Source organism: Pseudoduganella albidiflava, assembly GCF_004322755.1.
Classification (GTDB): domain Bacteria; phylum Pseudomonadota; class Gammaproteobacteria; order Burkholderiales; family Burkholderiaceae_D; genus Rugamonas; species Rugamonas albidiflava.
The window spans coordinates 5,964,065-5,989,878 of record NZ_CP036401.1; the positions used below are offsets into that span (position 1 = coordinate 5,964,065).

General features: G+C 63.6%; 19 protein-coding genes, 2 tRNA genes, 3 rRNA genes and 1 riboswitch. Of the genes, 16 read left to right on the plus strand and 8 right to left on the minus strand.

Annotated elements, in window-relative coordinates:
* The first annotated feature begins 20 nt into the window (after window positions 1-20).
* The 3 genes from EYF70_RS24825 to EYF70_RS24835 all read left to right on the plus strand — a co-directional run bounded on the left by EYF70_RS24825 (window position 21) and on the right by EYF70_RS24835 (window position 2,524).
* Complete coding sequence (locus tag EYF70_RS24825) at window positions 21-1,532, plus strand: YifB family Mg chelatase-like AAA ATPase (protein ID WP_131147788.1); 1,512 nt, start codon at window positions 21-23, stop codon at window positions 1,530-1,532.
* 59 nt (window positions 1,533-1,591) lie between these two features.
* Window positions 1,592-2,095, plus strand: a complete 504-nt coding sequence (locus EYF70_RS24830) for a hypothetical protein (protein WP_131147789.1) — start codon at window positions 1,592-1,594, stop codon at window positions 2,093-2,095.
* A gap of 78 nt (window positions 2,096-2,173) precedes the next feature.
* Window positions 2,174-2,524: a DUF1840 domain-containing protein gene (locus tag EYF70_RS24835; RefSeq protein WP_131147790.1), complete on the plus strand. Its 351-nt coding sequence runs from the start codon at window positions 2,174-2,176 to the stop codon at window positions 2,522-2,524.
* Window positions 2,525-3,005: 481 nt separating this feature from the next.
* On the opposite strand, the gene rrf is transcribed toward EYF70_RS24835, so the two are convergent.
* The 8 genes from rrf to EYF70_RS24875 all read right to left on the minus strand — a co-directional run bounded on the left by rrf (window position 3,006) and on the right by EYF70_RS24875 (window position 12,392).
* A 5S ribosomal RNA gene (gene rrf, locus EYF70_RS24840) occupies window positions 3,006-3,118 on the minus strand.
* A gap of 131 nt (window positions 3,119-3,249) precedes the next feature.
* Window positions 3,250-6,123 (minus strand): 23S ribosomal RNA (locus tag EYF70_RS24845).
* A gap of 212 nt (window positions 6,124-6,335) precedes the next feature.
* Window positions 6,336-6,411, minus strand: a tRNA-Ala gene (locus tag EYF70_RS24850).
* 24 nt (window positions 6,412-6,435) lie between these two features.
* Window positions 6,436-6,512: transfer RNA gene (locus EYF70_RS24855), tRNA-Ile, on the minus strand.
* 96 nt (window positions 6,513-6,608) lie between these two features.
* Window positions 6,609-8,139: ribosomal RNA gene (locus tag EYF70_RS24860) — 16S ribosomal RNA — on the minus strand.
* The 16S, 23S and 5S rRNA genes sit together here with 2 tRNA genes alongside, the layout of an rRNA operon.
* 489 nt (window positions 8,140-8,628) lie before the next feature.
* Complete coding sequence (locus tag EYF70_RS24865) at window positions 8,629-10,272, minus strand: phosphoethanolamine transferase (RefSeq protein WP_229420545.1); 1,644 nt, start codon at window positions 10,270-10,272, stop codon at window positions 8,629-8,631.
* Between the two features lie 67 nt (window positions 10,273-10,339).
* Window positions 10,340-11,716: a sensor histidine kinase gene (locus EYF70_RS24870; protein WP_131147791.1), complete on the minus strand. Its 1,377-nt coding sequence runs from the start codon at window positions 11,714-11,716 to the stop codon at window positions 10,340-10,342.
* On the minus strand, window positions 11,709-12,392 hold the full coding sequence (locus EYF70_RS24875) for a response regulator transcription factor (RefSeq protein ID WP_131147792.1): 684 nt from the start codon (window positions 12,390-12,392) through the stop codon (window positions 11,709-11,711). The genes EYF70_RS24870 and EYF70_RS24875 overlap by 8 nt, the downstream gene beginning before the upstream one ends.
* 41 nt (window positions 12,393-12,433) lie before the next feature.
* Here EYF70_RS24875 and cobT point away from each other — a divergent pair, with 41 nt between their 5' ends.
* From cobT to EYF70_RS24940, 13 genes are all read left to right on the plus strand, one after another.
* On the plus strand, window positions 12,434-13,525 hold the full coding sequence (gene cobT, locus EYF70_RS24880) for a nicotinate-nucleotide--dimethylbenzimidazole phosphoribosyltransferase (protein WP_131147793.1): 1,092 nt from the start codon (window positions 12,434-12,436) through the stop codon (window positions 13,523-13,525).
* Between the two features lie 2 nt (window positions 13,526-13,527).
* Complete coding sequence (locus tag EYF70_RS24885; RefSeq protein WP_131147794.1) at window positions 13,528-14,292, plus strand: adenosylcobinamide-GDP ribazoletransferase; 765 nt, start codon at window positions 13,528-13,530, stop codon at window positions 14,290-14,292.
* 20 nt (window positions 14,293-14,312) lie between these two features.
* On the plus strand, window positions 14,313-14,858 hold the full coding sequence (locus tag EYF70_RS24890) for a histidine phosphatase family protein (RefSeq protein WP_131147795.1): 546 nt from the start codon (window positions 14,313-14,315) through the stop codon (window positions 14,856-14,858).
* Between the two features lie 76 nt (window positions 14,859-14,934).
* A riboswitch (cobalamin riboswitch) is annotated at window positions 14,935-15,170 on the plus strand.
* A 75-nt stretch (window positions 15,171-15,245) separates the two neighbouring features.
* Window positions 15,246-17,084, plus strand: coding sequence for a TonB-dependent receptor domain-containing protein (locus tag EYF70_RS24895; RefSeq protein ID WP_131147796.1), 1,839 nt, complete (start codon window positions 15,246-15,248; stop codon window positions 17,082-17,084).
* Window positions 17,085-17,221: 137 nt separating this feature from the next.
* Window positions 17,222-18,244 carry a FecCD family ABC transporter permease gene (locus EYF70_RS24900; RefSeq protein WP_131147797.1) on the plus strand — a complete coding sequence of 341 codons (1,023 nt, stop codon included), beginning with the start codon at window positions 17,222-17,224 and terminating at the stop codon, window positions 18,242-18,244.
* 17 nt (window positions 18,245-18,261) lie between these two features.
* Complete coding sequence (locus EYF70_RS24905) at window positions 18,262-19,035, plus strand: ABC transporter ATP-binding protein (protein WP_131149328.1); 774 nt, start codon at window positions 18,262-18,264, stop codon at window positions 19,033-19,035.
* Window positions 19,032-19,652, plus strand: a complete 621-nt coding sequence (gene cobO, locus EYF70_RS24910; RefSeq protein WP_131147798.1) for a cob(I)yrinic acid a,c-diamide adenosyltransferase — start codon at window positions 19,032-19,034, stop codon at window positions 19,650-19,652. Before EYF70_RS24905 ends, cobO begins: the two co-directional genes overlap by 4 nt.
* A complete protein-coding gene (locus EYF70_RS24915; RefSeq protein ID WP_131147799.1) occupies window positions 19,652-20,941 on the plus strand; it encodes a cobyrinic acid a,c-diamide synthase CobB in 1,290 nt (429 codons plus the stop codon). The genes cobO and EYF70_RS24915 overlap by 1 nt, the downstream gene beginning before the upstream one ends.
* Entirely contained in the window at window positions 20,938-21,495 is a 558-nt protein-coding gene (gene cobU, locus EYF70_RS24920) for a bifunctional adenosylcobinamide kinase/adenosylcobinamide-phosphate guanylyltransferase (RefSeq protein ID WP_131147800.1), read from the plus strand. Before EYF70_RS24915 ends, cobU begins: the two co-directional genes overlap by 4 nt.
* A complete protein-coding gene (locus EYF70_RS24925) occupies window positions 21,489-22,442 on the plus strand; it encodes a CobD/CbiB family cobalamin biosynthesis protein (RefSeq protein WP_131147801.1) in 954 nt (317 codons plus the stop codon). Before cobU ends, EYF70_RS24925 begins: the two co-directional genes overlap by 7 nt.
* Window positions 22,435-23,418, plus strand: a complete 984-nt coding sequence (cobD, locus tag EYF70_RS24930; protein WP_131147802.1) for a threonine-phosphate decarboxylase CobD — start codon at window positions 22,435-22,437, stop codon at window positions 23,416-23,418. Before EYF70_RS24925 ends, cobD begins: the two co-directional genes overlap by 8 nt.
* On the plus strand, window positions 23,415-24,287 hold the full coding sequence (locus tag EYF70_RS24935; protein ID WP_131147803.1) for a cobalamin-binding protein: 873 nt from the start codon (window positions 23,415-23,417) through the stop codon (window positions 24,285-24,287). Before cobD ends, EYF70_RS24935 begins: the two co-directional genes overlap by 4 nt.
* Window position 24,288: 1 nt before the next feature.
* The gene (locus EYF70_RS24940; protein ID WP_131147804.1) at window positions 24,289-25,731 is read left to right on the plus strand and encodes a cobyric acid synthase; all 1,443 of its coding nucleotides are present in this window, start codon (window positions 24,289-24,291) and stop codon (window positions 25,729-25,731) included.
* Window positions 25,732-25,814 lie beyond the last annotated feature (83 nt).

Below are 25,814 nucleotides of genomic sequence, written 5' to 3' on the forward strand. Positions count from 1 at the left end.
ACAGCTTGTAGCGGGGAATCATGAGCCTGGCCGTCCTGAAAAGCCGTGCGCTGAACGGCATCGAAGCGCCGGAAGTCAGCGTCGAAGTCCATCTCGCCAACGGCTTGCCGGCTTTCCACGTCGTCGGGCTGGCGGAAACGGAAGTCAAGGAAGCACGCGACCGCGTGCGCGCCGCCATCGTCAACGCGGGCTTCGAGATGCCCAACCACCGCATCACCGTCAGCCTGGCGCCGGCCGACCTGCCCAAGGAATCCGGCCGCTTCGACCTGCCGATCGCGATCGGCATCCTGGCCGCCTCCGGCCAGATCCCCTCCCCTCCCCTGGCGCGTTATGAATTCGCCGGTGAACTGTCGCTGACCGGCGAGTTGCGGCCGATCCGCGGCGCGCTGGCCATGACGTTCGCGATGCAGCGGGCACGCGCGCACAGCGCCTTCATCCTGCCGCTGGCGAACGCGGACGAAGCGGCGCTGGTCGATGGCGCGGCAATCTTCCCGGCGGCCACGCTGCTGGAAGTGTGCAACCACTTCTGCGCGGCCGACGATACCGTCCGGCTGGCGCGGCACCGCCCGGCACTGCAACCGGCGCGCGCCGAGCACCCCGATTTCGCCGAAGTCAAAGGGCAGTGGCATGCCAAGCGGGCGCTGGAAGTAGCTGCCGCGGGCGGGCACAGCATCATCATGGTGGGCCCGCCCGGCGCGGGCAAGACCATGCTGGCCTCGCGTTTCGCCGGCCTGCTGCCGTCGATGACAAACGATGAAGCGCTGGAAGCGGCCGCGGTGCAGTCGCTGACGGGCTCGTTCACCGCGGCGGCCTGGAAGATGCGCCCGTTTCGCGCACCGCATCACACATCGTCGGGCGTGGCGCTGGTGGGCGGCGGCAGCGTGCCGCGCCCCGGCGAGATCTCGCTGGCACATTGCGGCGTATTGTTCCTCGACGAATTGCCGGAATTCGACCGCCGCGTGCTCGAAGTGCTGCGCGAGCCCCTCGAGTCCGGGCGCGTGACGATCTCGCGCGCCGCCCGCCAGGCCGAGTTCCCGGCGCGGTTCCAGCTGGTGGCGGCCATGAACCCTTGCCCGTGCGGCTACCACGGGCAGCTTTCCGGCCAGTGCAAGTGCTCGCAAGACACGATTAACCGCTATCAGGACCGGATCTCCGGTCCGCTGCTGGACCGCATCGACATGCAGATCGAGGTGGGCCCGGTGTCGACGGAAATGCTGCACGCCCCCGAGGATGGGGAGTCTTCGCAAGTCATCTCGGCCCGCGTGGAAGCGGCGTTCCAGCGGCAGCTGGCGCGGCAAGACAAAAGCAACCGCTACCTTACCTCGCGCGAGATCGACAGGCACTGCAAGCCCGAGCGGGCCGGCCAGGACATGCTCCACAAGGCCATGCTGCAATTTCACTGGTCGGCCCGGGCCTATCACCGTGTACTGCGGGTAGCGCGGACGATTGCCGACCTGGCCGGTTCGGATACCGTGCAGTTCAAGCATGTGGCCGAAGCCATTCAGTTCCGCAGGGTGCTGCGCTCGTCGTGACGCCCCGCTGGACCAGCATGCCGATGGCGCGGGGGTTCGGAGGCTGCTACCATCGGTGCATGAGACTTTCCTTTTCGATTCCGGTGGCGGTGGCGCTCGCCACGGTCGTCAGTGCCTGCAGCCCGAAGTTCGACTGGCGCGATTACCGCGCGGCGGACGCGCCGTATTCCGTGCTTTTCCCGGCCAAACCGGCGACGCACACCCGCACGGTCTCGCTCGATGGCCGTGAAGCGTCGATGACGATGACAGCGGCCGAAGTCGACGGCACCATGTTCGCCGTCGGCAGTGCCACGCTCGCGGACGCAACCCAGGCCGAACAGGCGGTCCGCTCGATGCGCACGGCCATGGTGCGCAATATCGGTGGCAATGTCTCCAAGGAAGCCGTGCGGGACAGCGGTATCGACATCGAGGCCCATGGCGCGAGCAATGGCAGGCCGATGGAGCTGCATGGCAGGTTCGTGGCCCGCGACAAACGCGCCTACCAGGTAATCGTCATCGGCCCCGAGAAGGCGGTCGATGCGGAAAACATCGACATGTTCCTCCGCTCATTCAAGCTGAACTGAAGCGCCGGCATGCGCGCCGGGGTTTGCCGGCAAGCCGTGATATCGTTGAAGCATTAAAACAATATGTCAGGAAGCGCCATGTTAATCACATTCAAATCCCAGACATCGCCCGATGTCACGATGTACCAGGAACATGCCCATCGCATCCTGGATGTCTTGAGCAAGAGTCACACGCGCGGCGTGATCACGGCTGCCGAGGCGGCCCACGCCATTAAGCTGCTCGAGCAGGAAGTCGCGCTGAGCAAGCTGCACCCGGAAGTGGATGCCGAGCATGCCAACCACTCGCATTCCCATCACCTGCCCGACGAGGACGAGTCGGCGGAAATGGCCGAGAAAAACCATATCGGCTTCGCGCAACGCGCCTACCCGCTGCTGGAGATGCTGCGTGCGGCGCGGGATGGCGGCGACAACGTCGTCTGGGGAATCTGAGCCGCGAATTCCATAATTACTGTCATCGAAAAGCCCCTGCCAGGTAACTGGACAGGGGCTTTTTTGCGCTTGGGCTCCCCTGCCTGTCGCTGCCAAGACGCTCGAAAACCCGCCAGCTTGCGTCGACGCGTTCTCCACGTAACGGCCCGATCATGCCTAATGTCAGACGGCTCGTCGGGGATGTGACACCCATGCTCCCATACGCCCTTACGGCACGCAAAACCAGTGACAGGCTCCGATTGTTTTCGAAAGTCTCTTCGCAGTTGAAGCCCGTCACCGTTTCCTTGCAACTTTCGCGACGAAATCGGAGCCTGTCGAAATCGGAGCCTGTCACTGGTTTCGAAATCGGAGCCTGTCCCCGGTTTCGTTAGAGGTTTCGCGGCGAAATCGGAGCCTGTCCCCAGTTTTTTCGGTAACAATTTGAATGGCCAAAAGCAAAAAACCCCGCCAGCACACGCTAGCGGGGTTTTTCTATGTAACAGCCTGACGATAACCTACTTTCACACTGGTTGCAGCACTATCATCGGCGCAAAGTCGTTTCACGGTCCTGTTCGGGATGGGAAGGTGTGGGACCGACTTGCTATGGTCATCAGGCATGACTTGTACGCAGCGCCGTTCCCTATGGGGCAACGTCACTGCTCAATCCGGAAGAAGTAAAGCGAGGGTAACTCTCATCAAAGAGTAAATGCGAGGAATCATCATTGATTCATAACCGTCAAGGTTATAGGGACAAGCCGTACGGGCAATTAGTATCAGTTAGCTTAATGCATTACTGCACTTCCACACCTGACCTATCAACGTCCTGGTCTCGAACGACCCTTCAAGGAGCTCAAGGCTCCGGGAAATCTCATCTCAAGGCAAGTTTCCCGCTTAGATGCTTTCAGCGGTTATCTCTTCCGAACTTAGCTACCCGGCAATGCCACTGGCGTGACAACCGGTACACCAGAGGTTCGTCCACTCCGGTCCTCTCGTACTAGGAGCAGCCCCCTTCAAATTTCCAACGCCCACGGCAGATAGGGACCAAACTGTCTCACGACGTTTTAAACCCAGCTCACGTACCACTTTAAATGGCGAACAGCCATACCCTTGGGACCGGCTACAGCCCCAGGATGTGATGAGCCGACATCGAGGTGCCAAACTCCCCCGTCGATATGAACTCTTGGGAGGAATCAGCCTGTTATCCCCAGAGTACCTTTTATCCGTTGAGCGATGGCCCTTCCATACAGAACCACCGGATCACTATGTCCTACTTTCGTACCTGCTCGACTTGTCGGTCTCGCAGTTAAGCACGCTTATGCCATTGCACTATTAGCACGATGTCCGACCGTACCTAGCGTACCTTCGAACTCCTCCGTTACACTTTAGGAGGAGACCGCCCCAGTCAAACTGCCTACCATGCACTGTCCCCGATCCGGATAACGGACCAAGGTTAGAACCTCAAACAAACCAGGGTGGTATTTCAAGGTTGGCTCCACGAGAACTGGCGTCCCCGCTTCAAAGCCTCCCACCTATCCTACACAGATTGGTTCAAAGTCCAATGCAAAGCTACAGTAAAGGTTCATGGGGTCTTTCCGTCTAGCCGCGGGTAGATTGCATCATCACAAACACTTCAACTTCGCTGAGTCTCGGGAGGAGACAGTGTGGCCATCGTTACGCCATTCGTGCAGGTCGGAACTTACCCGACAAGGAATTTCGCTACCTTAGGACCGTTATAGTTACGGCCGCCGTTTACTGGGACTTCAATCAAGAGCTTGCACCCCATCATTTAATCTTCCAGCACCGGGCAGGCGTCACACCCTATACGTCCACTTTCGTGTTTGCAGAGTGCTGTGTTTTTATTAAACAGTCGCAGCCACCATTTTATTGCAACCCTGTCACCCTTCCACAGTAAAGTGGTCAAGCTACTGGGGCGTACCTTTTCCCGAAGTTACGGTACCAATTTGCCGAGTTCCTTCTCCCGAGTTCTCTCAAGCGCCTTAGAATACTCATCTCGCCCACCTGTGTCGGTTTGCGGTACGGTCTCGTATGACTGAAGCTTAGAGGCTTTTCTTGGAACCACTTCCGATTGCTTCGCACCACATGGGCGCTCGTCCCAGTCCCTTGAATTATGTGCCCGGATTTGCCTAAGCACCTTCTATGAACCAGAAACTGACTATTCCAACAGTCAGACAACCTTCCGCGATCCGTCCCCCCATCGCATCATACGACGGTGCAGGAATATTAACCTGCTTCCCATCAGCTACGCATCTCTGCCTCGCCTTAGGGGCCGACTCACCCTGCTCCGATGAACGTTGAACAGGAAACCTTGGGCTTACGGCGTGCGGGCTTTTCACCCGCATTATCGCTACTCATGTCAGCATTCGCACTTCTGATACCTCCAGCATCCTTTACAAGACACCTTCGCAGGCTTACAGAACGCTCTCCTACCATATCCTTGCGGATATCCGCAGCTTCGGTGACTGGCTTAGCCCCGTTACATCTTCCGCGCAGGACGACTCGATCAGTGAGCTATTACGCTTTCTTTAAATGATGGCTGCTTCTAAGCCAACATCCTGACTGTTTTAGCCTTCCCACTTCGTTTTCCACTTAGCCAATCTTTGGGACCTTAGCTGGCGGTCTGGGTTGTTTCCCTCTTGACACCGGACGTTAGCACCCGATGTCTGTCTCCCAAGCTCGCACTCATCGGTATTCGGAGTTTGCAATGGTTTGGTAAGTCGCGATGACCCCCTAGCCATAACAGTGCTCTACCCCCGATGGTGATACTTGAGGCACTACCTAAATAGTTTTCGGAGAGAACCAGCTATTTCCAAGTTTGTTTAGCCTTTCACCCCTATCCACAGCTCATCCCCTAATTTTTCAACATTAGTGGGTTCGGTCCTCCAGTGCGTGTTACCGCACCTTCAACCTGGCCATGGATAGATCACTTGGTTTCGGGTCTACACCCAGCAACTAGCGCCCTGTTCGGACTCGATTTCTCTGCGGCTCCCCTATTCGGTTAACCTCGCTACTGAATGTAAGTCGCTGACCCATTATACAAAAGGTACGCCGTCACGGAACAAGTCCGCTCCGACTGTTTGTATGCACACGGTTTCAGGATCTATTTCACTCCCCTCCCGGGGTTCTTTTCGCCTTTCCCTCACGGTACTGGTTCACTATCGGTCGATTACGAGTATTTAGCCTTGGAGGATGGTCCCCCCATATTCAGACAGGATTTCTCGTGTCCCGCCCTACTTGTCGCATACTTAGTACCACCGGTCTGATTTCGCGTACGGGGCTATCACCCACTATGGCGCCTATTTCCAGAGGCTTCCACTACCAGTCCGACTATCATATGCAGGCTCTTCCCATTTCGCTCGCCACTACTTTGGGAATCTCGGTTGATTTCTTTTCCTGCAGCTACTTAGATGTTTCAGTTCGCCGCGTTCGCTTCACACACCTATGTATTCAGTGAGTGATGACCTATAAGGCCGGGTTTCCCCATTCGGAAATCTTCGGATCAATGCTCGTTTGTCAGCTCCCCGAAGCTTATCGCAGACTTCTACGTCCTTCATCGCCTGTAATCGCCAAGGCATCCACCATGTGCACTTATTCACTTGTCCCTATAACCTTGACGGCTATAGCTTCAAGCATTTACTACTGTGTTTGATGAGTTTTTGTATGCGTTCCTTTCGGAACACTACCCTAAGTGTATTCATTGCTGAATACGCTTAATAAAACTTTACTTCTTCCAGATTGTTAAAGAACGAAACAGCAGTGATCTCTAAAAGATCAAATCTAAATCTCGGGACTTAGATTTGACATCTCAAAAACTTGGTGGAGGATGACGGGATCGAACCGACGACCCCCTGCTTGCAAAGCAGGTGCTCTCCCAGCTGAGCTAATCCCCCAGGGAATTACGTGTGCTTGATACTTGGTGGGTCTGGTTGGGCTCGAACCAACGACCCCCGCGTTATCAACACGGTGCTCTAACCAGCTGAGCTACAGACCCGCATTCATACTAGCGGTGCTACTGTTTCTTCTTCATTCGACAGTCGATAAGTGTGAGCGTTTGATGCACGATCTTGACGATCAGTGCCGACTCTAGAAAGGAGGTGATCCAGCCGCACCTTCCGATACGGCTACCTTGTTACGACTTCACCCCAGTCACGAATCCTACCGTGGTAAGCGCCCTCCTTGCGGTTAAGCTACCTACTTCTGGTAAAACCCGCTCCCATGGTGTGACGGGCGGTGTGTACAAGACCCGGGAACGTATTCACCGCGACATGCTGATCCGCGATTACTAGCGATTCCAACTTCATGCAGTCGAGTTGCAGACTACAATCCGGACTACGATACACTTTCTGGGATTAGCTCCCCCTCGCGGGTTGGCGGCCCTCTGTATGTACCATTGTATGACGTGTGAAGCCCTACCCATAAGGGCCATGAGGACTTGACGTCATCCCCACCTTCCTCCGGTTTGTCACCGGCAGTCTCATTAGAGTGCCCTTTCGTAGCAACTAATGACAAGGGTTGCGCTCGTTGCGGGACTTAACCCAACATCTCACGACACGAGCTGACGACAGCCATGCAGCACCTGTGTTCAGGTTCCCTTTCGGGCACTCCCGGATCTCTCCAGGATTCCTGACATGTCAAGGGTAGGTAAGGTTTTTCGCGTTGCATCGAATTAATCCACATCATCCACCGCTTGTGCGGGTCCCCGTCAATTCCTTTGAGTTTTAATCTTGCGACCGTACTCCCCAGGCGGTCTACTTCACGCGTTAGCTGCGTTACTAAGTCAATTAAGACCCAACAACTAGTAGACATCGTTTAGGGCGTGGACTACCAGGGTATCTAATCCTGTTTGCTCCCCACGCTTTCGTGCATGAGCGTCAGTCTTGACCCAGGGGGCTGCCTTCGCCATCGGTGTTCCTCCACATCTCTACGCATTTCACTGCTACACGTGGAATTCTACCCCCCTCTGCCAAACTCTAGCCTTGCAGTCTCCATCGCCATTCCCAGGTTAAGCCCGGGGATTTCACGACAGACTTACAAAACCGCCTGCGCACGCTTTACGCCCAGTAATTCCGATTAACGCTTGCACCCTACGTATTACCGCGGCTGCTGGCACGTAGTTAGCCGGTGCTTATTCTTCAGGTACCGTCATGAGGCACGGATATTAGCCGTACCCTTTTCTTCCCTGACAAAAGAGCTTTACAACCCGAAGGCCTTCTTCACTCACGCGGCATTGCTGGATCAGGGTTGCCCCCATTGTCCAAAATTCCCCACTGCTGCCTCCCGTAGGAGTCTGGACCGTGTCTCAGTTCCAGTGTGGCTGGTCGTCCTCTCAGACCAGCTACTGATCGTCGCCTTGGTGAGCCTTTACCTCACCAACTAGCTAATCAGATATCGGCCGCTCCAGGAGCACAAGGCCTTGCGGTCCCCTGCTTTCATCCTTGGATCGTATGCGGTATTAGCGTAACTTTCGCTACGTTATCCCCCACTCTTGGGCACGTTCCGATATATTACTCACCCGTTCGCCACTCGCCACCAGGCCGAAGCCCGTGCTGCCGTTCGACTTGCATGTGTAAAGCATGCCGCCAGCGTTCAATCTGAGCCAGGATCAAACTCTTCAGTTTAATCTCTGTTTTATGTCGTTTCCGACATGGTCACTCACTCAAATAACTGACGAATCATCCGAAGATGATCACGTTTTATTACTTGTGTAAGCGTTTGATGCTATATATTTTGAGCTTCAGGACCGAAGTCCTGGGCACATCACACCAAACGCCCACACTTATCGACTGTTGATTGTTAAAGAATTCTGCCCTTGAAGGCCTTGCCGCGTTGTCGACAAATCGTTGTGTTTGTCAGCAGCAGAGAGATGAGATTATGCGATGTTTCGTGCAGCTCGTCAACCCCTCAGTTTCTCCGCCTGTTTCTGCAATGTTGACTCAGCGGAAACAAACTTGGCTGTCGCAGCGTTTCGTTTTCACTAGTTCGTTGCGACAGGGACAGAATTATAGCCAGCCTCGTTCCGCTTGGCAAGCCTCGGAAATTGCTTGAATAAATAATCACAAGCATTGCGCCACCGATCCATGCCGATCAGCGGAGCCGATTTGAATAGCTCAGTTATCACGCGAACATGGATGGACCACATCCAGCTTCGGGTTATACACAGCCGTGTTCACGTTCAGCATGCCCAGCACTGTATGGAACACGTTATCGTGGGAAAACGGCTGGGCGGTACGCGCGGCCAGGCATGCATGATCGATCCGGAACCGTTCGCGGAAGCCATCGGACATCCATAGCATCATCGGCACCTGGCGTTGCTCGGCCGGCGAGATGATATAAGGCGCCCCATGCAGGTACATATTGTGTTCGCCCAGCGATTCGCCGTGGTCCGAGAAATACAGCATGGAGGTATCGACATCGTCTTCGGCCGAGGCGGCGCGCAACAGGTCGATCGTCTTGCTCAGCACCAGATCGGTATAAAGGATCGTGTTGTCGTACGCCGCCACGATGGACTCGCGCGAACACTCTTCCAGTTCATTGGTCCGGCAGACCGGCCCGAACTTGCCGAACGCCGCGGGATACCGCTTCCAGTACTCCGGCCCATGGCTGCCCTTCTGGTGCAGCACGATCACCAGGTCCCTGGTGGAATCGTGGATCGCTTGCCGCAACCCGGCCAGCAGCTGTTCGTCATGGCACTCTTCGGCGCCGCAGGGCGGCATGCCCGGCTGCGGGCGCGACACATCCTCATAGCGGACACGGTCGCACACGCCCTTGCAGCCGGAATTATTGTCGCGCCAGAGCACATCGAAGCCAGCATGGCTCAGCACGTCCAGCAAACCCTCCCGGCTGGCTGCCTTGTCGGCGGTGTAGTCATGGCGGCCCAGGTTGGAAAATACGCACGGTATGGACACCGCCGTCGCTGTGCCGCATGAACTCACGTTACGGAAATTGATCAGGCCCGGCTGCGCCAACAGCAAGGGATTGGTCTGGCGGCCATAACCATTCAGCGAGAAATTGGCGGCCCGCGCGGTTTCCCCAGCCACGATGACCGTGACCGTGCGCCGCCCCCGCGCTGCGGCCCACTTGACGCCCCGCCCCGCATCTTTGCCCAGCGGGGCGATCACGGCCGGCATAGCCCATTTGCGTTTCAGGTAGCCGTGCGTAGCCTGGAACATATTGGTGGGCGTCAGCAGGAAACGCAGTTCGCGGTGCTCGCGTACTGCGGGTGCCAGGGTCTTGAAGAGCAGCATCAGCAGCGCGGTCACCGCCACCACCGACAATACGACCGTACCCAGCTTCAGAAACAGGCCGCGCCGCATGGGTGGAAAGCGCAGCGGCAGCCGCCACACGAGCAGCGACGGCACGATGCCCAGCAGCGTGACGGTTTGCAGCATCTGCCAGCTCAGCAACTCGTGCGCTTCCCGGGTATCCGTCTCGACCACGTTCTGCACCATCGACGCATCGATCGCCACGCCGTAGCGGTTCATGAAATACGAGGCAAACGACGCACCCAGGAACAGCGCCGTCAGCACGGGCTTGATGACGAAGCGGAAGTTGACGAGTGTGAGTACCGCGTTGAACAGCAGCACCAGGGCGGCAAACGCCCCCACGTACACCGGCAGGTTGCCAAGCCGTATGCCGCCAGTCGCCGAAAAGAACGTCCTCCAGAAACTGGCGTTATAGGCCAGCACCAGGAACGTGGAAGCGCCCAGCGTCAACATGGAGGCGCCGATGCGCGGCAGGGTTGAAATCTTCACCGTTGAAACTCCGGAATCGAAGCGTCAACGATACCGCCATGCAAGTAAACGTCGCGTCAAACACCTGTTAAAGATGAGTTAACGTGGCCCCGTCGACGGTTCGACCCGGCAGCGCGGGAAAGCGGATCTCGATACTGCTGCCCGCGGCACTCTCCCTGAGCACCAGCGTGGCGCCGAGGTGGGCGCAGACCCGCTGCACCAGCCCCAGTCCAAGCCCGGTGCCGGACGAGCCCCGCGCATCCGCCGGAATCGGTTCGCCTCGCAAGCGCGACCGCGCGGCTGGCGGCAAGCCGGGTCCGGTATCTTCGACGATCACGCTGCGCCCTTCCAGCCGCACTTCCACATGGCCGTGCTCCGTGTACTGGCAAGCGTTGCGCACCAGGTTGCCGATCGCAGCCTGCACCAGTTCGCGCACGCCATGCACGTCGAAGTCGGCGCCGCCGCCATACCGCAGCTGGAGCGGCCGGCTGGCAACCAGTCCCTGGCAGCGCGCCACTTCTTCCAGCGCCAGCGCCTGCGCCGACATCCGCGTCCACTCGAGCCGCTCCGGCGAACGCGCCAGCCGCAGGAGCATCGACGTGATATCGCTGGCATCGCGCGCAGCGCGGTAGATGCGCTCGGCCGGCGCGTGCAGCACCGGATCGTGCTCCGTTCGCGCCAGCAGCACCTCGGCCGCCCCCGCGATCACGGTCAGCGGCGTACGCAGTTCATGGCTGACGTCACCGGTGAAAAAGCGTTCGCGATCGAGAAACTCCTGCAGCTCGGCCGTATGGCTGGCGATCATCCGCGACAGCAGGCCCAGCTCGTCGCCGCGTTCCTGCAGCGGCAACTCCGCCACCCCCGCGTCCACCGCACCCGCCAGCTCGACGATCGGATTGACGATGCGGTTGCCCAGGAAGCGCCCCAGCAGCACGGCAAAACCCATGAATCCCAGGAACGCCACCGCGAACATCGAATAGACCACCAGCTCGATCTTTTCATAGGCGCTGTCATGGTCGACCACGGCGAACTCGCCCTCGGCATTCCGGCCTTTCAGCACGTGCAGGTCGACACCGTCGACGGTGACTTCGTGCACGCCTTCCGCCAGCGGGCGCAGCGAGCGTGGAATATTGTCGCCCAGGTGGTAGCTGAGGCCAGCCGGCATCTCCACCGGCAATCCGCCAGCATGGCGCGGGCCGGCCCACGCGGCCACTTCCTCCAGGCGCTCGTCGACCAGGCGCACTTCGATACCTTCGACGGCCAGCGCGGCGATCACGGCAAAGAATACCGACGATACCGTGGCAAACGTCAGGTAGGCCGCGGTGATCCGCTTGCGCAGCGAATCCTCCTTGCGGAGCGAGTCCCCCTTGTGCAGTGTGTCCCCCTTGTGCAGTGCGTCCCCTTTATGCAGCGAGTCCACCTTGTGCAGTGAATTCCCCTTGCGCAGCGGTTCCGTTTCACGCATCGGATTCGACCAGCTTGTAGCCGATCTTCGAGATCGTGTGGAGCATCGGATGCGGGAACGGCTTGTCGAGCGCCTGCCGCAGGGCGTGGATGTGCACGCGCAGCGCGTCGGTATCCGGCGGATTGTCGCCCCACACCTCGTGCAGCACCTGCTCGCGCGACACCACCTTCGGCGCCTCGCGCATCAGCAGCCGCAGGATCGTATACCCGGTTTTCGTCAGCGCCAGCGGGCGGCCGGCACGCTTGGCCTCGAACGTTTCGGTATTGAAGGTCAGGTCGCCGAACGCCAGCACGGCGTTGGCCGCATGGCCGCCTTTGGCCCGCCGCACCAGGGCCTTCAGGCGCACTTCCAGCTCGACCAGGGAAAACGGCTTGACGAGGTAATCGTCGGCGCCGCTGTCGAAACCGGCCACCTTGTCTTCCAGCGTGTCGCGCGCGGTCAGCATCAGCACCGGCATGTCCTTGCGCAGCTCGCCGCGCAGCTTCTGGCACAGGTCCAGGCCATTCAGGCCGGGCAGCATCACGTCCAGCACCACGGCGTCATATTCGTGCTCGGTCGCCAGCGCCAGCCCGCCATAGCCGTTCGAGGCCGAATCCAGCACATAGCCTTTCGGCTCCAGAAAGCCATACAGGTTGGCGACGATGTCGGGGTTGTCTTCGATGATGAGGATGCGCATCGCCCCATTATAATTCGCGCTTTCCCCATCGATCGCCTGCCATGACCCTGCCCGCCTCCGCGTCCCCGAGCGTGCCAATCAGCGCGCCCGCGCGCGTCCCCTTCAGTGTGCCCGGCGTCGCCTCCACGGCCGATGCGGCGCTGGCCGACCGCCTCGCGCATGCCATCGACTACAAGACCAAGCCGCCAGGCAGCCTGGGCATGCTGGAAACCCTTGCGCACCAGGTGGGCATGATCCAGCGCACCACGTCGCCGGCGATCGACGCGCCGGCCATCCTCGTCTTCGCCGGCGACCATGGCGTGGTGGCCGAAGGCATCTCCGCCTTCCCGCAGGATGTGACCTGGCAGATGGTCGAGAACTTCCTGGCCGGCGGCGCCGCCATCAATGTGTTCGCCGCGCAGAACGGTTGCGCGCTGCAGGTCATCGACGCCGGCGTGGCGCACGACTTCGGCACCCGCGCCGGCCTCACGGATCGCAAGATCGCCGGCGGCACGCGCAACTTCGCGGTGGAACCGGCCATGACGGCCGAACAATGTGCCCAGGCGCTCGCGCATGGCGCCGCGCTGGTCGACGCACTGCCGGGCAACGTGATCGGCTTCGGCGAAATGGGCATCGGGAACACCACCGCCGCCGCCGCGCTGATGCACAAGCTGACGGGCATTCCGGCCGCTGCCTGCGTGGGCGCCGGCACGGGCCTCGGCCCGGAAGGCGTGCAGCACAAGGGCCGCGTGATCGAAGCCGCGGCCGCGCGCCACGCCACGGCCACTGCGCCGCTGGACGTGCTGGCCACCTTCGGCGGTTTCGAGATCGCCATGATGGCCGGCGCCATGCTGCGCGCGGCCGAGCGCCGCATGGTGCTGCTGATCGACGGGTTCATCGTCACCAGCGCCCTGCTCGTGGCGGCGCGGCTGCAGCCGGCGATCCTCGACTATTGCGTGTTCTCCCATTGCTCGAACGAAAACGGCCACCGCCAGCTCCTCGAAACGCTGGGCGGCAAGCCGCTGCTGCAGCTGGACCTGCGCCTGGGCGAAGGCACTGGCAGCGCACTGGCGCTGCCGCTGCTCCATGCCGCCGTCAACTTCCTGAACCGCATGGCCACGTTCGCATCGGCCCAGGTCAGCGGGAAGCACTGACCATGCTGCAGCTGCGGCTCTTCTTCATCGCGCTGCAATTCTTCACACGGCTGCCGATCCCGGCGTGGGTCGGCTTCGAGCCGCACTGGCTGCACCATGCGTCACGCTACTTCCCGCTCGTCGGACTGGTGGTCGGCGCCATCGCCGCGGCCATCTACTGGGCCGCCACGCTGGTATTGCCGCCCGCCGTCGCCGTGCTGCTGTCCACCGCGGCCAGCATCTATCTCACGGGAGCATTCCACGAAGACGGCTTTGCCGACACCTGCGACGGCCTGGGCGGAGGCATGACGCGCGAGCGTGCGCTGGAGATCATGAAGGATTCACGGATCGGTGCCTATGGCGCGATCGGCATCCTCCTGATGCTGGCGGTAAAATGCGCCGCGTTGTCCCACCTGCCCCCGCTGGCCACGGTGGCCGCCCTGTGCATCGCCCATCCGCTGTCCCGCCTGATGGCGGCAAGCCTGATCTGGCGGATGGCCTACGCGCGTGCCGAAGGCAAGGCCAAGCCGATGGCCCAGCAGATGACGGGCCCCGAATTCGCCATCGCCGCGGCCTGCTGCGTTCCCGCCGTGCTGGCGGCAACGGCGCTGGGCTGGCTGGACTGGCGCGCCATTGCCATCGGCACCGGCGCGATGGTGCTCGTCACGCTGTGGTTCGCCTGCAAGCTGCGGCAACGCCTCGGCGGCTACACCGGCGATGGCCTGGGCGCCGTCCAGCAGCTGGCGGAAATCGCCTTCTATGTGTGCGTGCTGGCGCGGTGGGGCTGACACAGATGGAGCTCACGCGGATGAAATTAATTCTCGTGCGCCACCCTCGTCCGGCCGCGGCGGAAGGCATCTGCTATGGCCGCAGCGACCTGCCGGTGGATCCCGATGAGCTGGCGCGCGTGCATGCGGCGCTGCGCGACCTGGGGCTGCCGGGAGACGTCCCGGTGTTTTCCAGCCCGCTGCGCCGTTGCGCCGCCCTCGCCAGCCTGCTGTCGCCCGCCGTGCTGTACGACGCCGACCTGGCTGAAATGGATTTCGGCGACTGGGAAGGCCGCAACTGGAACGATATCCCCCGCGCGCAGGTCGATGCCTGGGCGGCCGACCTGCTGCATGACCGCCCCGGCGGCGGCGAATCCGTGCTCGACGTGGCGCGCCGCGTGGCCGCCGCACTGGCCAGGATCCGCCGGCATGGCAGCGCGCGCGCCATCGTGGTCTGCCATGCCGGCACCATGCGCCTGGCCGCCACGCTGGCCGATGGCGCGCCGCTGGAGCAGGCGGCGCTTGCCGCGGCGTCCCGGCCGCACCGCATCGGCTACGGCGAAGTTGTCCGGCTGGTGCTTTCGTGATGCCTGCAAGCGCTTGATCCCTGCTTCGTGTGTGCCTGGTAGGCGCTTGATACGTGCTTGGTAGTTACGCCATACCTTATAATTGCGCGGTTTTGGTGCCCGCGCCCGAGTCCTCGAGCGCAGTTAAACGGGAAATACGCAGCCAGGTCTCCTGATCGGCCAACGTATGCTGCCCCCGCAACGGTAAGCAGGCAGCCGCGCGCGAGCAATCGCAGCGCGGCAGCGGTCCGCGACAGCCACTGTGCAATTGCATGGGAAGGCCGGACCGTGATGCCTGCCAGCCCGGATACCGGCCAAACCAGGTGGAGCCGCCCCGTTGCGGAGCGGCTCTGTTCAATCCGGCCTGCGGGGACGTTGGCCGGTTGCTCCACTTTACAAAGATTTGCCATGACCTCTCCTGTTGCATCCCAGGCGGCGCTCGCGTCGCTGGCGCTCGCCATTGCCGCGCCGGCCGTACACGCCCAGGCCACTGCCATCGATTCCATCATCGTCACCGCCACCCGCACGCCGCAACTGGCCAGCGAAGTGATCAGCGACACCGTCACGATCAATGCCGAACAGATCGCCAACTCCGGGGCCGGCTCCATTACCGAACTGCTGCAGCGCCAGCGCGGCATCGAAGTCACCCGTAACGGCGGCCCCGGTGCGGCGTCGAACGTGTTCATCCGCGGTGCCAACGGCAACCAGAGCGTGGTGCTGGTAGACGGCATCCGCATCGCCTCGGCATCGACCGGCTCGGCCAGCTGGAACGGCATTCCCCTGTCGGCCATCGAGCGCATCGAGATCGTCTACGGCCCGCTGTCCACGCTGTACGGAGCCGACGCCATCGGCGGCGTAATCCAGCTGTTCACGAAAAAAGGCGAAGGCGCTCCGGCGATCTCGGCATCGGTCGGTGGCGGCAGCGACAGGACCTTCGCGGCCGATGCGGCCATTTCCGGCGGCACGGACCAGCTGAGCTACGCGTTCTCCATCTCGAAGGAACGGTCCGACGGCTTCTCGGCCACGCGCCTGCCCAGCGCCAACTTCGACCCGGACGACGACGGCTACGATCGCAAGGGCGCGGCCGGCCAGGTGGCCTACAAGCTGGCGCCCGGCCATGAGCTGGGCGCGATGTTCCTGTATACCGATACCGAATCCGACTACGACAGCGCCACCTTCGATGCCTACAGCACGCAAACGGTCAGCAACGTGGGGGTCTACTCGCGCAACCAGTTCCTGCCCTTCTGGACCATGCTGGTGCAGGCTTCGCAATCGCGCGACAAGTCCGGCTCGTTCTACGACGTCGGCCCGTTCGGTTCCAGCCAGATCGATACCACGACCAGCACCTTCACCTTCCAGAACGATTTCCGCATCGGCAGCGACAACCTGCAGGTGCTGTATGAACACCGCAAGGAAGAAGTCGACGGCTCCACCGCGGCGCTGAACCGCACGCGCCACAACAATGCGTTCGCGGCCAACTACAGCCTGAAGCGCGGTGCGCACCTGGCCAACGTGGGCGTGCGCCACGACGACAACTCGGAATACGGCTCGAAGACCACCGGCTCGGTCGGCTACGGCTACCGCATCACCAGCGCGCTGCGCGCCGAGGCCAGCTTCGCCACCAGCTTCCGCGCGCCGTCCTATAACGAGCTGTATTACCCGGGCTATGGCAACAAGGAAAATCGCCCCGAGGAAGGCCGCAATACGGAAGCGGGCCTGCGCTACGACGACGGCACCCAGAAACTGGCCGCGGTGTACTACCGCAACAAGCTGGACAACCTGCTGCTGAACACTTCGCCGTGCCCGTATCCCGGCTACCAGTACGGCTGCGCCTACAACATCAACAAGGCGCTGCTGGAAGGCCTGTCGCTGTCGGCCGAGCGCCAGATGGGCAAGCTGCTGCTGATCGCCAATGCCGATATCCAGGATCCGAAGGACGAAACCACCGGCAAGCGCCTGCAGCGCCGCGCCAAGCGTCACGCGAATTTCGTGGCCGAGTACGACATGGGCGCTGCGCGCGGCGGCGTGGAGTTGCAGCTGTCATCGGATCGTTTCGACGACGCCGGCAACCGCAACCGCCTGCCCGGCTATGGCGTGGTGAACCTGTACGCAACGTACCGCTTCAACCAGGACTGGTCGGCGCTGGTCCGCTGGAACAACGTGGGCGACAGGAACTACGAGCTTGCGCGCTACTACCAGACCGGCGGCTCGAACGTGTTCGCCGCACTCCGCTACGGCTTCAAGTAATCGAAGCCCGCGTAGTGAAGCCCGAGCAGTAAAGCCCGAGCAGTAAAGCACGGGTAGTAAAGCTCGGGTAGTAAAGTCACAGTAATGCTAAGCTGCCGGGCGCGCCAATGCGCCCGGCGCCTTCCTCCAGGCAGAACATGCATCCACTCTCCGCCCACCTGCGTTACCGCACCGGTATCGTCACCGCCGGATTGCTGCTGGCGTCGATCGCCAGCCTGCTGTTCGCGGGCGTCACGGGCTCCGTCGCCATCCCGCTCGCCGACCTGCCCGGCGCGCTGCAAGAACTCATTCACGGCCGCGCCGATACGCTGGCCGCCACCCTGCTCGACCTGCGCGCCAGCCGTGCACTGACTGCCTTCGTTACCGGCGCCACGCTGGCCCTGGCCGGGGTCATGATGCAGACCCTGCTGCGCAATCCCCTCGCCGACCCCTACGTGCTGGGCATCTCGGCCGGCTCCGCGGTCGGCGCCCTGCTGGCGCTGATGCTGATGTGCGCCGCATGGATGGTCGACCTGGCCGCCTTCATCGGCGCGGTGGCCATCTCCATGCTGCTGTACCTGCTGGCGCGGCGCGACATGCGCGGCGGCAGCGCCGCCGAGGGCGGCACCGCCCTGCTGCTGTTGACCGGCACGATCCTCTCGGCCGGTTGCGCGGCGCTGATCATGCTGATGCTGTCGATCGCCCCCGAAAGCCGGCTGCGCAGCATGGTGTTCTGGATGATCGGCGACCTGTCCGGCGCGCCGGTGCGCTGGCTGCCGTGGCTCGTGCTGGTCGCCGGCCTGGCCTTCGCGCTGCGTACCGCCCGCTCGATGAATGTGCTGGCCCTGCATGCCGAAGCGGCCAGCACGCTCGGCATCCGCGTCGGCCCGCTGCGCAAGGGCCTGTTCTTCTGTTCCGGACTGCTGACGGCCAGCGCGGTCACCACCGCCGGCAGCATCGGTTTCGTGGGCCTGATCGTGCCCCATGCCTGCCGCTTCGCCTTCGGGCCGGACCACCGCGTGCTGATCCCGGCCGCCACGCTGGCCGGTGGCGCCTACCTGGTGCTGGCCGATACGCTGGCGCGCACCGTGATCGCGCCGCAGCAGTTGCCGGTGGGCGTGGTGACCGCGCTGATCGGCACGCCCGTGTTCCTGTATCAACTGCACCGGTTGCGCAAATGACGAACGCCGCCACAACGATGATCTCCACCGAGAATCTGCGCCTGGCGATCGGCGCCCGCCTGCTGGCCGACAAGCTGGACTGGCAAGTCGGCCCCGGCGAATGCTGGAGCGTGATCGGCCGCAATGGCGCCGGCAAGAGTACGCTGTTGCGCACACTGGCCGGGCTGCGCGAGCCGGATGGCGGCCGCGTCCTGCTGCATGGCCGCGCGCTCGCCGACTGGCCGCTGGAAGCGCTGGCGCGCGAGCGTGCCTTCCTGGCCCAGTCGCGCAGCGACGCCTTTGCCTACTCCGTGCTGGAAACGGTGCTGTCGGCCCGCCACCCCTATCACGGCAAGCGGTATTGGGAGGACAGCGACGACCACGCGATCGCCCTGCGCATGCTGGCCGCGATGGAAGTGGCGGACCTCGCTTCGCGCGACGTGCGCACGCTCTCCGGCGGCGAGCGCCAGCGCGTGGCGATCGCCGCGCTGCTGGCCCAGGATACCCCGCTGCTGCTGCTCGACGAGCCTGCCAACGCGCTCGACCTGGCGCACCAGGTGAGCGTGATGGGCCTGCTGGCGAAACTGTGCCGCGAACAGGGCAAGACCATCGTGATGATCGGCCACGACCTGAACCTGGCATACGGCATCTCGACGCACGCGCTCCTGCTGATGGGCGATGGCCGCTGGCTGGCCGGCCCGCGCGGCGACGTGATGCAGGCCGACATCCTTTCCGACTACCTGCACCATCCGATCGAGACGGTGCGCCACGGCGCCCGCACGATCTTCATTCCCAGAGAGGCTACCGCATGACCACTCCCGACGATACCGCGGCATTGAACGAGCGTCACCGCGCGCGGATGGAACGCAAGAAAGCGATCATCGATGCGAAGATCGCCGCCGCCGACAAGCAAATCGGCATCATCATCGTCAATACCGGCAATGGCAAGGGCAAGAGTTCGAGCGGCTTCGGCATGGCCATCCGCGCGCTCGGCCACGGCATGAAGGTCGGCATCGTGCAATTCATCAAGGGCGCGATGGCCACGGGCGAAGAACAGTTCCTGCGCCGCTTCCCCGAGGAAGTGAGCTTCCATGCGATGGGCGAAGGCTACACGTGGGAAACCCAGAACCGCGAACGCGACATCGCCAAGGCCGCCGAGGCATGGGAGCAGGCGAAGCGCTTCCTCGCCGACCCGGCGATCGGCATGGTGGTGCTCGACGAATTGAATATCGCGCTGAAGTACCGCTACCTGGATGTGGAAAACGTGATCGCCGACATGCTGGAGCGCCCGTCGATGCAGCACGTGGTCATCACCGGCCGCGGCGCGCCGCCCGAGCTGATCGAGATCGCCGACACCGTCACGGAAATGAACGTAGTCAAGCACGCGTTCAAGGCCGGCATCGCGGCCCAGGCCGGAACGGAGTGGTGATGGGCGCCCGCGCGGTACTGATCGCCGCCGTGGCATCCGGCCAGGGCAAGACGACGGTGACCGCGGCCCTGGCCCGCAAGCTGGTGCGGGCCGGCCGCCGCGTGCGCGTCTTCAAGTGCGGCCCGGATTTCATCGACCCGATGGTGCTGGGCCGCGCCAGCGGCGGGCCGGTCGAATCGCTGGACCTGTGGATGGTCGGCCGTGAACGCTGCCATCGGCTGCTGGCGCAGGCGGCAATGGAAGTGGACGATATCCTGATCGAAGGCGTAATGGGCCTGTATGACGGCACGCCGTCGGCGGCCGACCTGGCGCGCGAGTTCGGCGTGCCCGTGCTGGCCGTGATCGATGCGGGTGCGATGGCGCAGACCGCCGGCGCGCTGGTGCACGGCTTGCGCGACTACGGGCCCGTGGCGATGGCCGGCGTGATCGCCAACCGCGTCGGCAGCGCGGGCCACGCCGCGATGGTGAAAACCTCCCTGCGCGACATTCCGCTGTTTGCCACCCTGCCCAAGCAGGGCCGCTCGCTGCCGGAGCGGCACCTGGGCCTGGTGCTGCCGGACGAAGTGGATGAAGTGGACGCGATCCTCGACGAACTGGCCGACCAGCTGGTGTTCGACGAAGCCGCATGGAACGCACTGCCCCCCGTGCACTTCGACGCGCCCGCGCCCGAGGGGCCGGTACCGGCCACGCTGGCCGGCAAGACCGTGGCCATCGCGCGCGATGCGGCGTTCGTGTTCGTGTACGCGGCCAATCTGGAAGTGATACGCCGGCTCGGCGCCGACATCGTGTATTTCTCGCCGCTGGCCGACGAACCGGTACCGCAAGCGGCCGATGCCGTGTACCTGCCGGGCGGCTATCCGGAGCTGCATGCGCCGCGCCTGGCCGAAGCAGGCATCTGGCGCGCCTCGATCCGCGCTGCCCATGCGGACGGCAAGCCGATCCTGGCGGAATGCGGCGGCATGATGGTGCTGGCGGATACGCTGGACGACGGCGCTGGTGCGTGGCCAATGGCCGGCCTGCTGCCGGGCCACGTGGTCGTGCAGAAACGGCTGGCCGGCCTCGGCCCGCAAGCCATGCCGACACCGCAAGGCACGCTGCGCGGCCATACATTCCACTACTCGCGGCTGGAGTCGGCGGCGCCCGTGATGGAATACACGAGCAAGAACCCGTCCGGCGCGCGGGGCGAAGCGGTCTACCGTATCGGTTCGCTGACGGCGTCGTATTTCCACGGCTACTTCCCGTCGAATCCGGAAGCGGCGGCGGCCCTGCTGTCGAGGGCCGTGCCGTGAGCCGCACACTGGTACTGGGTGGCGCACGCTCCGGCAAGAGCGCGCATGCCGAACGGCTTGCCGCGCAGTCGGGCAAGGACATCGTCTACGTTGCCACGGCCAGCGCCGGCGATGCCGAGATGGCGCGGCGGATCGCGGCACACCGCGCGGACCGGCCGGCGCACTGGGCCACGGTCGAGGAGCCGCTCGCACTGGCGGCGACACTGGAACAGTGGCGTGCGCCGCACCGGCTGGTGCTGGTCGACTGCCTGACGCTGTGGCTCACCAACCTGCTGTTCGCCGACGCTACCGACTATCCCGAGGTCGGCGCGATCGCCTTGCCGCGGCGCTTCCACGACGAACGCGCCGCCCTGCTGGCGCAGCTGGACAGCGGCGCTGGCGATGTGGTCTTCGTGTCGAACGAAGTGGGCATGGGTATCGTGCCGTTCGGTGCCGTCACGCGCGCCTTCGCCGACGAAGCGGGCCGGCTGAACCAGGCGATCGCGGCGGCTTCCGACAACGTCGTCTTCGTCGCCGCCGGCCTGCCGCTGGTGCTGAAGGGTGCCGCATGCTGAGCGGGCTGTCGTGGCCGGCGGTTGCCTTGCTGCTGGCGGCCGGCGTGGCGCTCGACCTGCTGCTGGGCGAGGCGCGGCGCTTTCATCCACTGGTCGGTTTCGGCAATGTCGCCAGCGCGCTCGAACGCCGCCTGAACAACGGTGGCGGACGTTTGCTGCGTGGCGCGGCTGGCTGGATACTGGCCGTGCTGCCGCTGACGGCACTGGCCATGTGGCTGTGTGGCGTAGCGGGAGTGCTGGCCCACGCGGCCTTGCTGTACTTCTGCATCGGCTTGCGCAGCCTGCGCGACCATAACCTGCCGATCGCCAATGCCCTCTGCCGCGGCGACTTGCCGGCGGCACGCGAACTGACGGGCCGCATCGTCAGCCGCGACACCGTCGACGCGAACGAAGCGGACCTGGCCAAGGCCAGCGCCGAGTCGCTGCTGGAGAACGGCAACGATGCCGTGTTCGGCACCCTGTTCTGGTTTGCCGTTGCCGGTGGTCCCGGCGCGCTGCTGTTCCGCCTGGCGAACACGCTCGATGCGATGTGGGGTTACCGGAATGCGCGCTTCCTGTATTTCGGCCGTGTCGCGGCGCGGATCGACGACGCGCTGAACTACATCCCGGCACGGCTGACCGCCCTCTCGTATGTGCTGCTTGCGCCGGGTGCTGCGGGCAGGCGCATGGCATGGCGTTGCTGGCGCGAGCAGGCGCCGGCGTGGAGCAGCCCGAACGCGGGGCCGGTGATGTCCAGCGGTGCCGGGGCCCTCGGCCTGGCATTGGGTGGCGCGGCGCGCTATGACGGCGAAATCGAGCAGCGCCCGCCGCTGGGCCGGGGCATGCCGGCGACCGCCGCCGACATCGAGCGTGCGTGGCGCCTCGTCTGGCGCACCACGCTGCTGTGGCTCGCAGTCTCGTGGCTTGGTGCAGCGACCGTGATGGCACTGGGGGTGCGGCATGCCTGAACACGGTGGCAACCTGCGCGACGCAAGCCGGCTGTACGGCCACGCCGACTGGCTGGACCTGTCGGCCGGCCTGAACCCGCACTGGTATCCGGTGCCGGACTTGCCGGGCAATGCGTGGCATCGCCTGCCCGAGCGGGACGAGGCGCTGGTGGCGGCCGCCTGCCGCTACTACGGCGCGCCACGCATGCTGGCGGTGGCCGGCACCCAGGCGGCCATCCAGGCGTTGCCGCGGCTGCGTGCACCCTCACGCATCGCCGTCTCGGCGCCGTCGTATGCGGAGCACGCGCATCACTGGTCGCGCCATGGCCATACCGCCCGGCTGGTCCCCTACCCCGAACTCGGCGACGCGGTCGAGCACAGCGACGTGGTCGTCGTCTGCAATCCCAACAATCCCACCGGCGCGACAGTGCCGAGGGACGACCTGCTGCGCTGGGCGGACACGCTCGCGGCACGCGGCGGCTGGCTCGTCGTGGACGAAGCCTTCGCCGATACGGACAATACGCACAGCGTGGCCGACCAGGCGGAGCGCCCCGGGCTGATCGTGCTGCGCTCGCTCGGCAAGTTCTTCGGCCTGGCCGGCGTGCGGCTCGGCTTCGTCGCCGCGCATGCCGGCCTGCTGGCCGCGCTCGACGAGGAACTGGGACCATGGCAAGTCAGTGGTCCCGCGCAGTTTATCGGCAAGGCCGCGCTGCTGGATGACGCCTGGCACCGGCACACGCGCAAGGCGCTGGATGAAGCGGGCCGCCGCCTCGACGCGCTGCTGGCGGCGCACGGCATTGCTTCATCCGGTTCGAGCCTGTTCCGCTGGTGGCCGGAAGCCATGCCGGAAGCATTTCATGAACACATGGCGCGGCGCGGCATCTGGGTGCGGCTGTTCCGTGACGGACCACGCGGAATCCGCCTCGGCCTGCCGCCCGACGAAGCGGCTTGGACGCGCCTTGCCGACGCGCTGAAACAATGGAAGGAAATTCAATGAAGCACCTGGTACTGCTGCCCGCCCTGCTGGCGGTCCTGTCCGCGCACGCCGCGGTCTCCGTGCGGGACGACGACGGCAAGATGGTCACGCTGGCGAAGCCCGCCGAGCGCGTGATCTCGATGGCGCCCCATGTCACCGAATTGCTGTTCGCGGCCGGTGCCGGCAGCAAGATCGTTGGGGCGGTCGACTACAGCGACTACCCGGAAGCGGCCAAGGCGATACCCCGCGTCGGCAGCAACCGCGAGGTGGACCTGGAGCGGGTGCTGGCCCTGAAGCCGGACCTGATCGTGGTCTGGCGCCATGGCAGCTCGGAGCGCCAGGTTGAACTGCTGCGCAAGCTCGGCATCCCGCTGTTCCACAGCGAACCGGCAAGGCTGGACAGGATTCCCGACAACGTCGTTGCGATGGGCAAGCTGGCCGGCACCGAACAGGCGGCGCAAGCGGCGGCCGCGGACTTGCGCAAGCGCCTGGCCACCGTGCGCACGAAGTATGCGGGCCGCCCGCCGGTACGGGTGTTCTACCAGGTATGGGACAAGCCGCTGTACACGCTCAATGGCGCGCACATCGTCAGCGATGCGCTGCGCCTGTGCGGCGGCGAAAACATCTTTGCCTCGCAAAAGGTGACGGCTCCCGTGGTCAGCATCGAAGCGGTGCTGAAGGAAGATCCAGAGGCCGTGTTCAGCACGGCCGAGAAGGAACAGGGCGGCGCGGCCATGTGGCGGCAATATCCGAACCTGCTCGCCACGAAGAATGACAACCTGTTCACCATCGACGGCCACCTGGTGAATCGCGCCGGACCACGCATGGTCCAGGGTGCCGAGATGCTGTGCGAAAAGCTCGATATCGCGCGCCAGCACCGGAAGCGCTGACATGCGATTTCCCTACAAGACGCTGATGGTGCAAGGCACCACGTCCGACGCCGGCAAGAGCACGGTGGTGGCGGCACTGTGCCGGCTGCTCAGGCGCCATGGCGTGTCGGTGGCGCCGTTCAAGCCGCAGAACATGGCGCTGAACAGCGCGGTCACCAGCGATGGCGGTGAGATCGGCCGCGCGCAGGCACTGCAGGCGCAGGCGGCGGGCATCGCTCCGCACACCGACATGAACCCCGTGCTGCTGAAGCCATCGTCCGACATCGGCGCCCAGGTGATCATCCATGGCAAGGTGCGCGCCGAGATGAATGCGCGCGACTACCACCAGTACAAGACAGTGGCCATGGCCGCGGTGCTGGATTCACATGCGCGGCTGGCTGCGCAATACGACGCCGTCATCGTCGAGGGTGCCGGCAGTCCGGCGGAAATCAACCTGCGCGACCGGGACATCGCCAACATGGGTTTCGCGGAAGCTGTCGATTGCCCGGTGGTGATCGTGGCCGACATCGACCGCGGCGGCGTGTTCGCGCACCTCGTGGGCACGCTCTCGTGCCTGTCGGAGAGCGAACGGGCACGCGTGATCGGCTTCGTCATCAACCGCTTCCGTGGCGACATCAAATTGCTGGAGCCGGGCCTCGACTGGCTCGAAGCGCAGACCGGCAAGCCGGTGCTGGCCGTGCTGCCTTACCTGCATGGCCTGTTCCTCGATGCGGAAGACGCGGTGCAGCCGGTGCAGGAACACAAGGGGGCGTTCCGTGTGGTGGTGCCCAGCCTGCCCCGCATGAGCAATCACACGGATTTCGACGCGCTGCGCGCCCATCCGGACGTAGACCTGCAATTCATCCGCGAGGGCCATGCGATCCCGCCGGCGGACCTGATCGTCCTCCCTGGCAGCAAGAACACGCGCGGCGACCTCGCCTGGCTGCGCGCGCAGGGGTGGCCGGAACGGATCGCCCGCCACCTTCGCTACGGCGGCAAGGTCATCGGCATTTGTGGCGGCTTCCAGATGCTGGGACGGTCGGTACTGGATCCGCACGGCGTGGAAGGCGCGCCTGGCGACTCGGCCGGCCTCGGCCTGCTCGACATGACGACCGCGATGTCGCAGGAGAAGCGTTTGCAGCAGGTGGACGGCCATTGCCTGTTCGCCGACGCCCCCGTCACCGGCTATGAAATCCACATGGGCGTCTCGAGCGGCGGCGCGCTTGCCCACCCGGCATTCGAGATCGATGGCCGTCCCGAGGGCGCCGTGTCGCCCGACGGGCAAGTGCTGGGCACTTACCTGCACGGGGTGTTCGATGCGCCGGGTGCCTGCGCCGCACTGCTGCACTGGGCGGGACTGCGCGGCGACCGGGGCGTCGACCTGGGCGCGCTGCGCGAAGCAAGCCTGGAACGGCTGGCCGACGCCACTGCTCCCTTGCTGGAGGCGCTGCTACCCCTGAAGTAGGGCCACGGCGGCAACGCGCTTCGCGCTTTGCGGCTTTATGCAACAATCGCTGGACGACTCCTACTCAGCCAACCCTGCAGCCA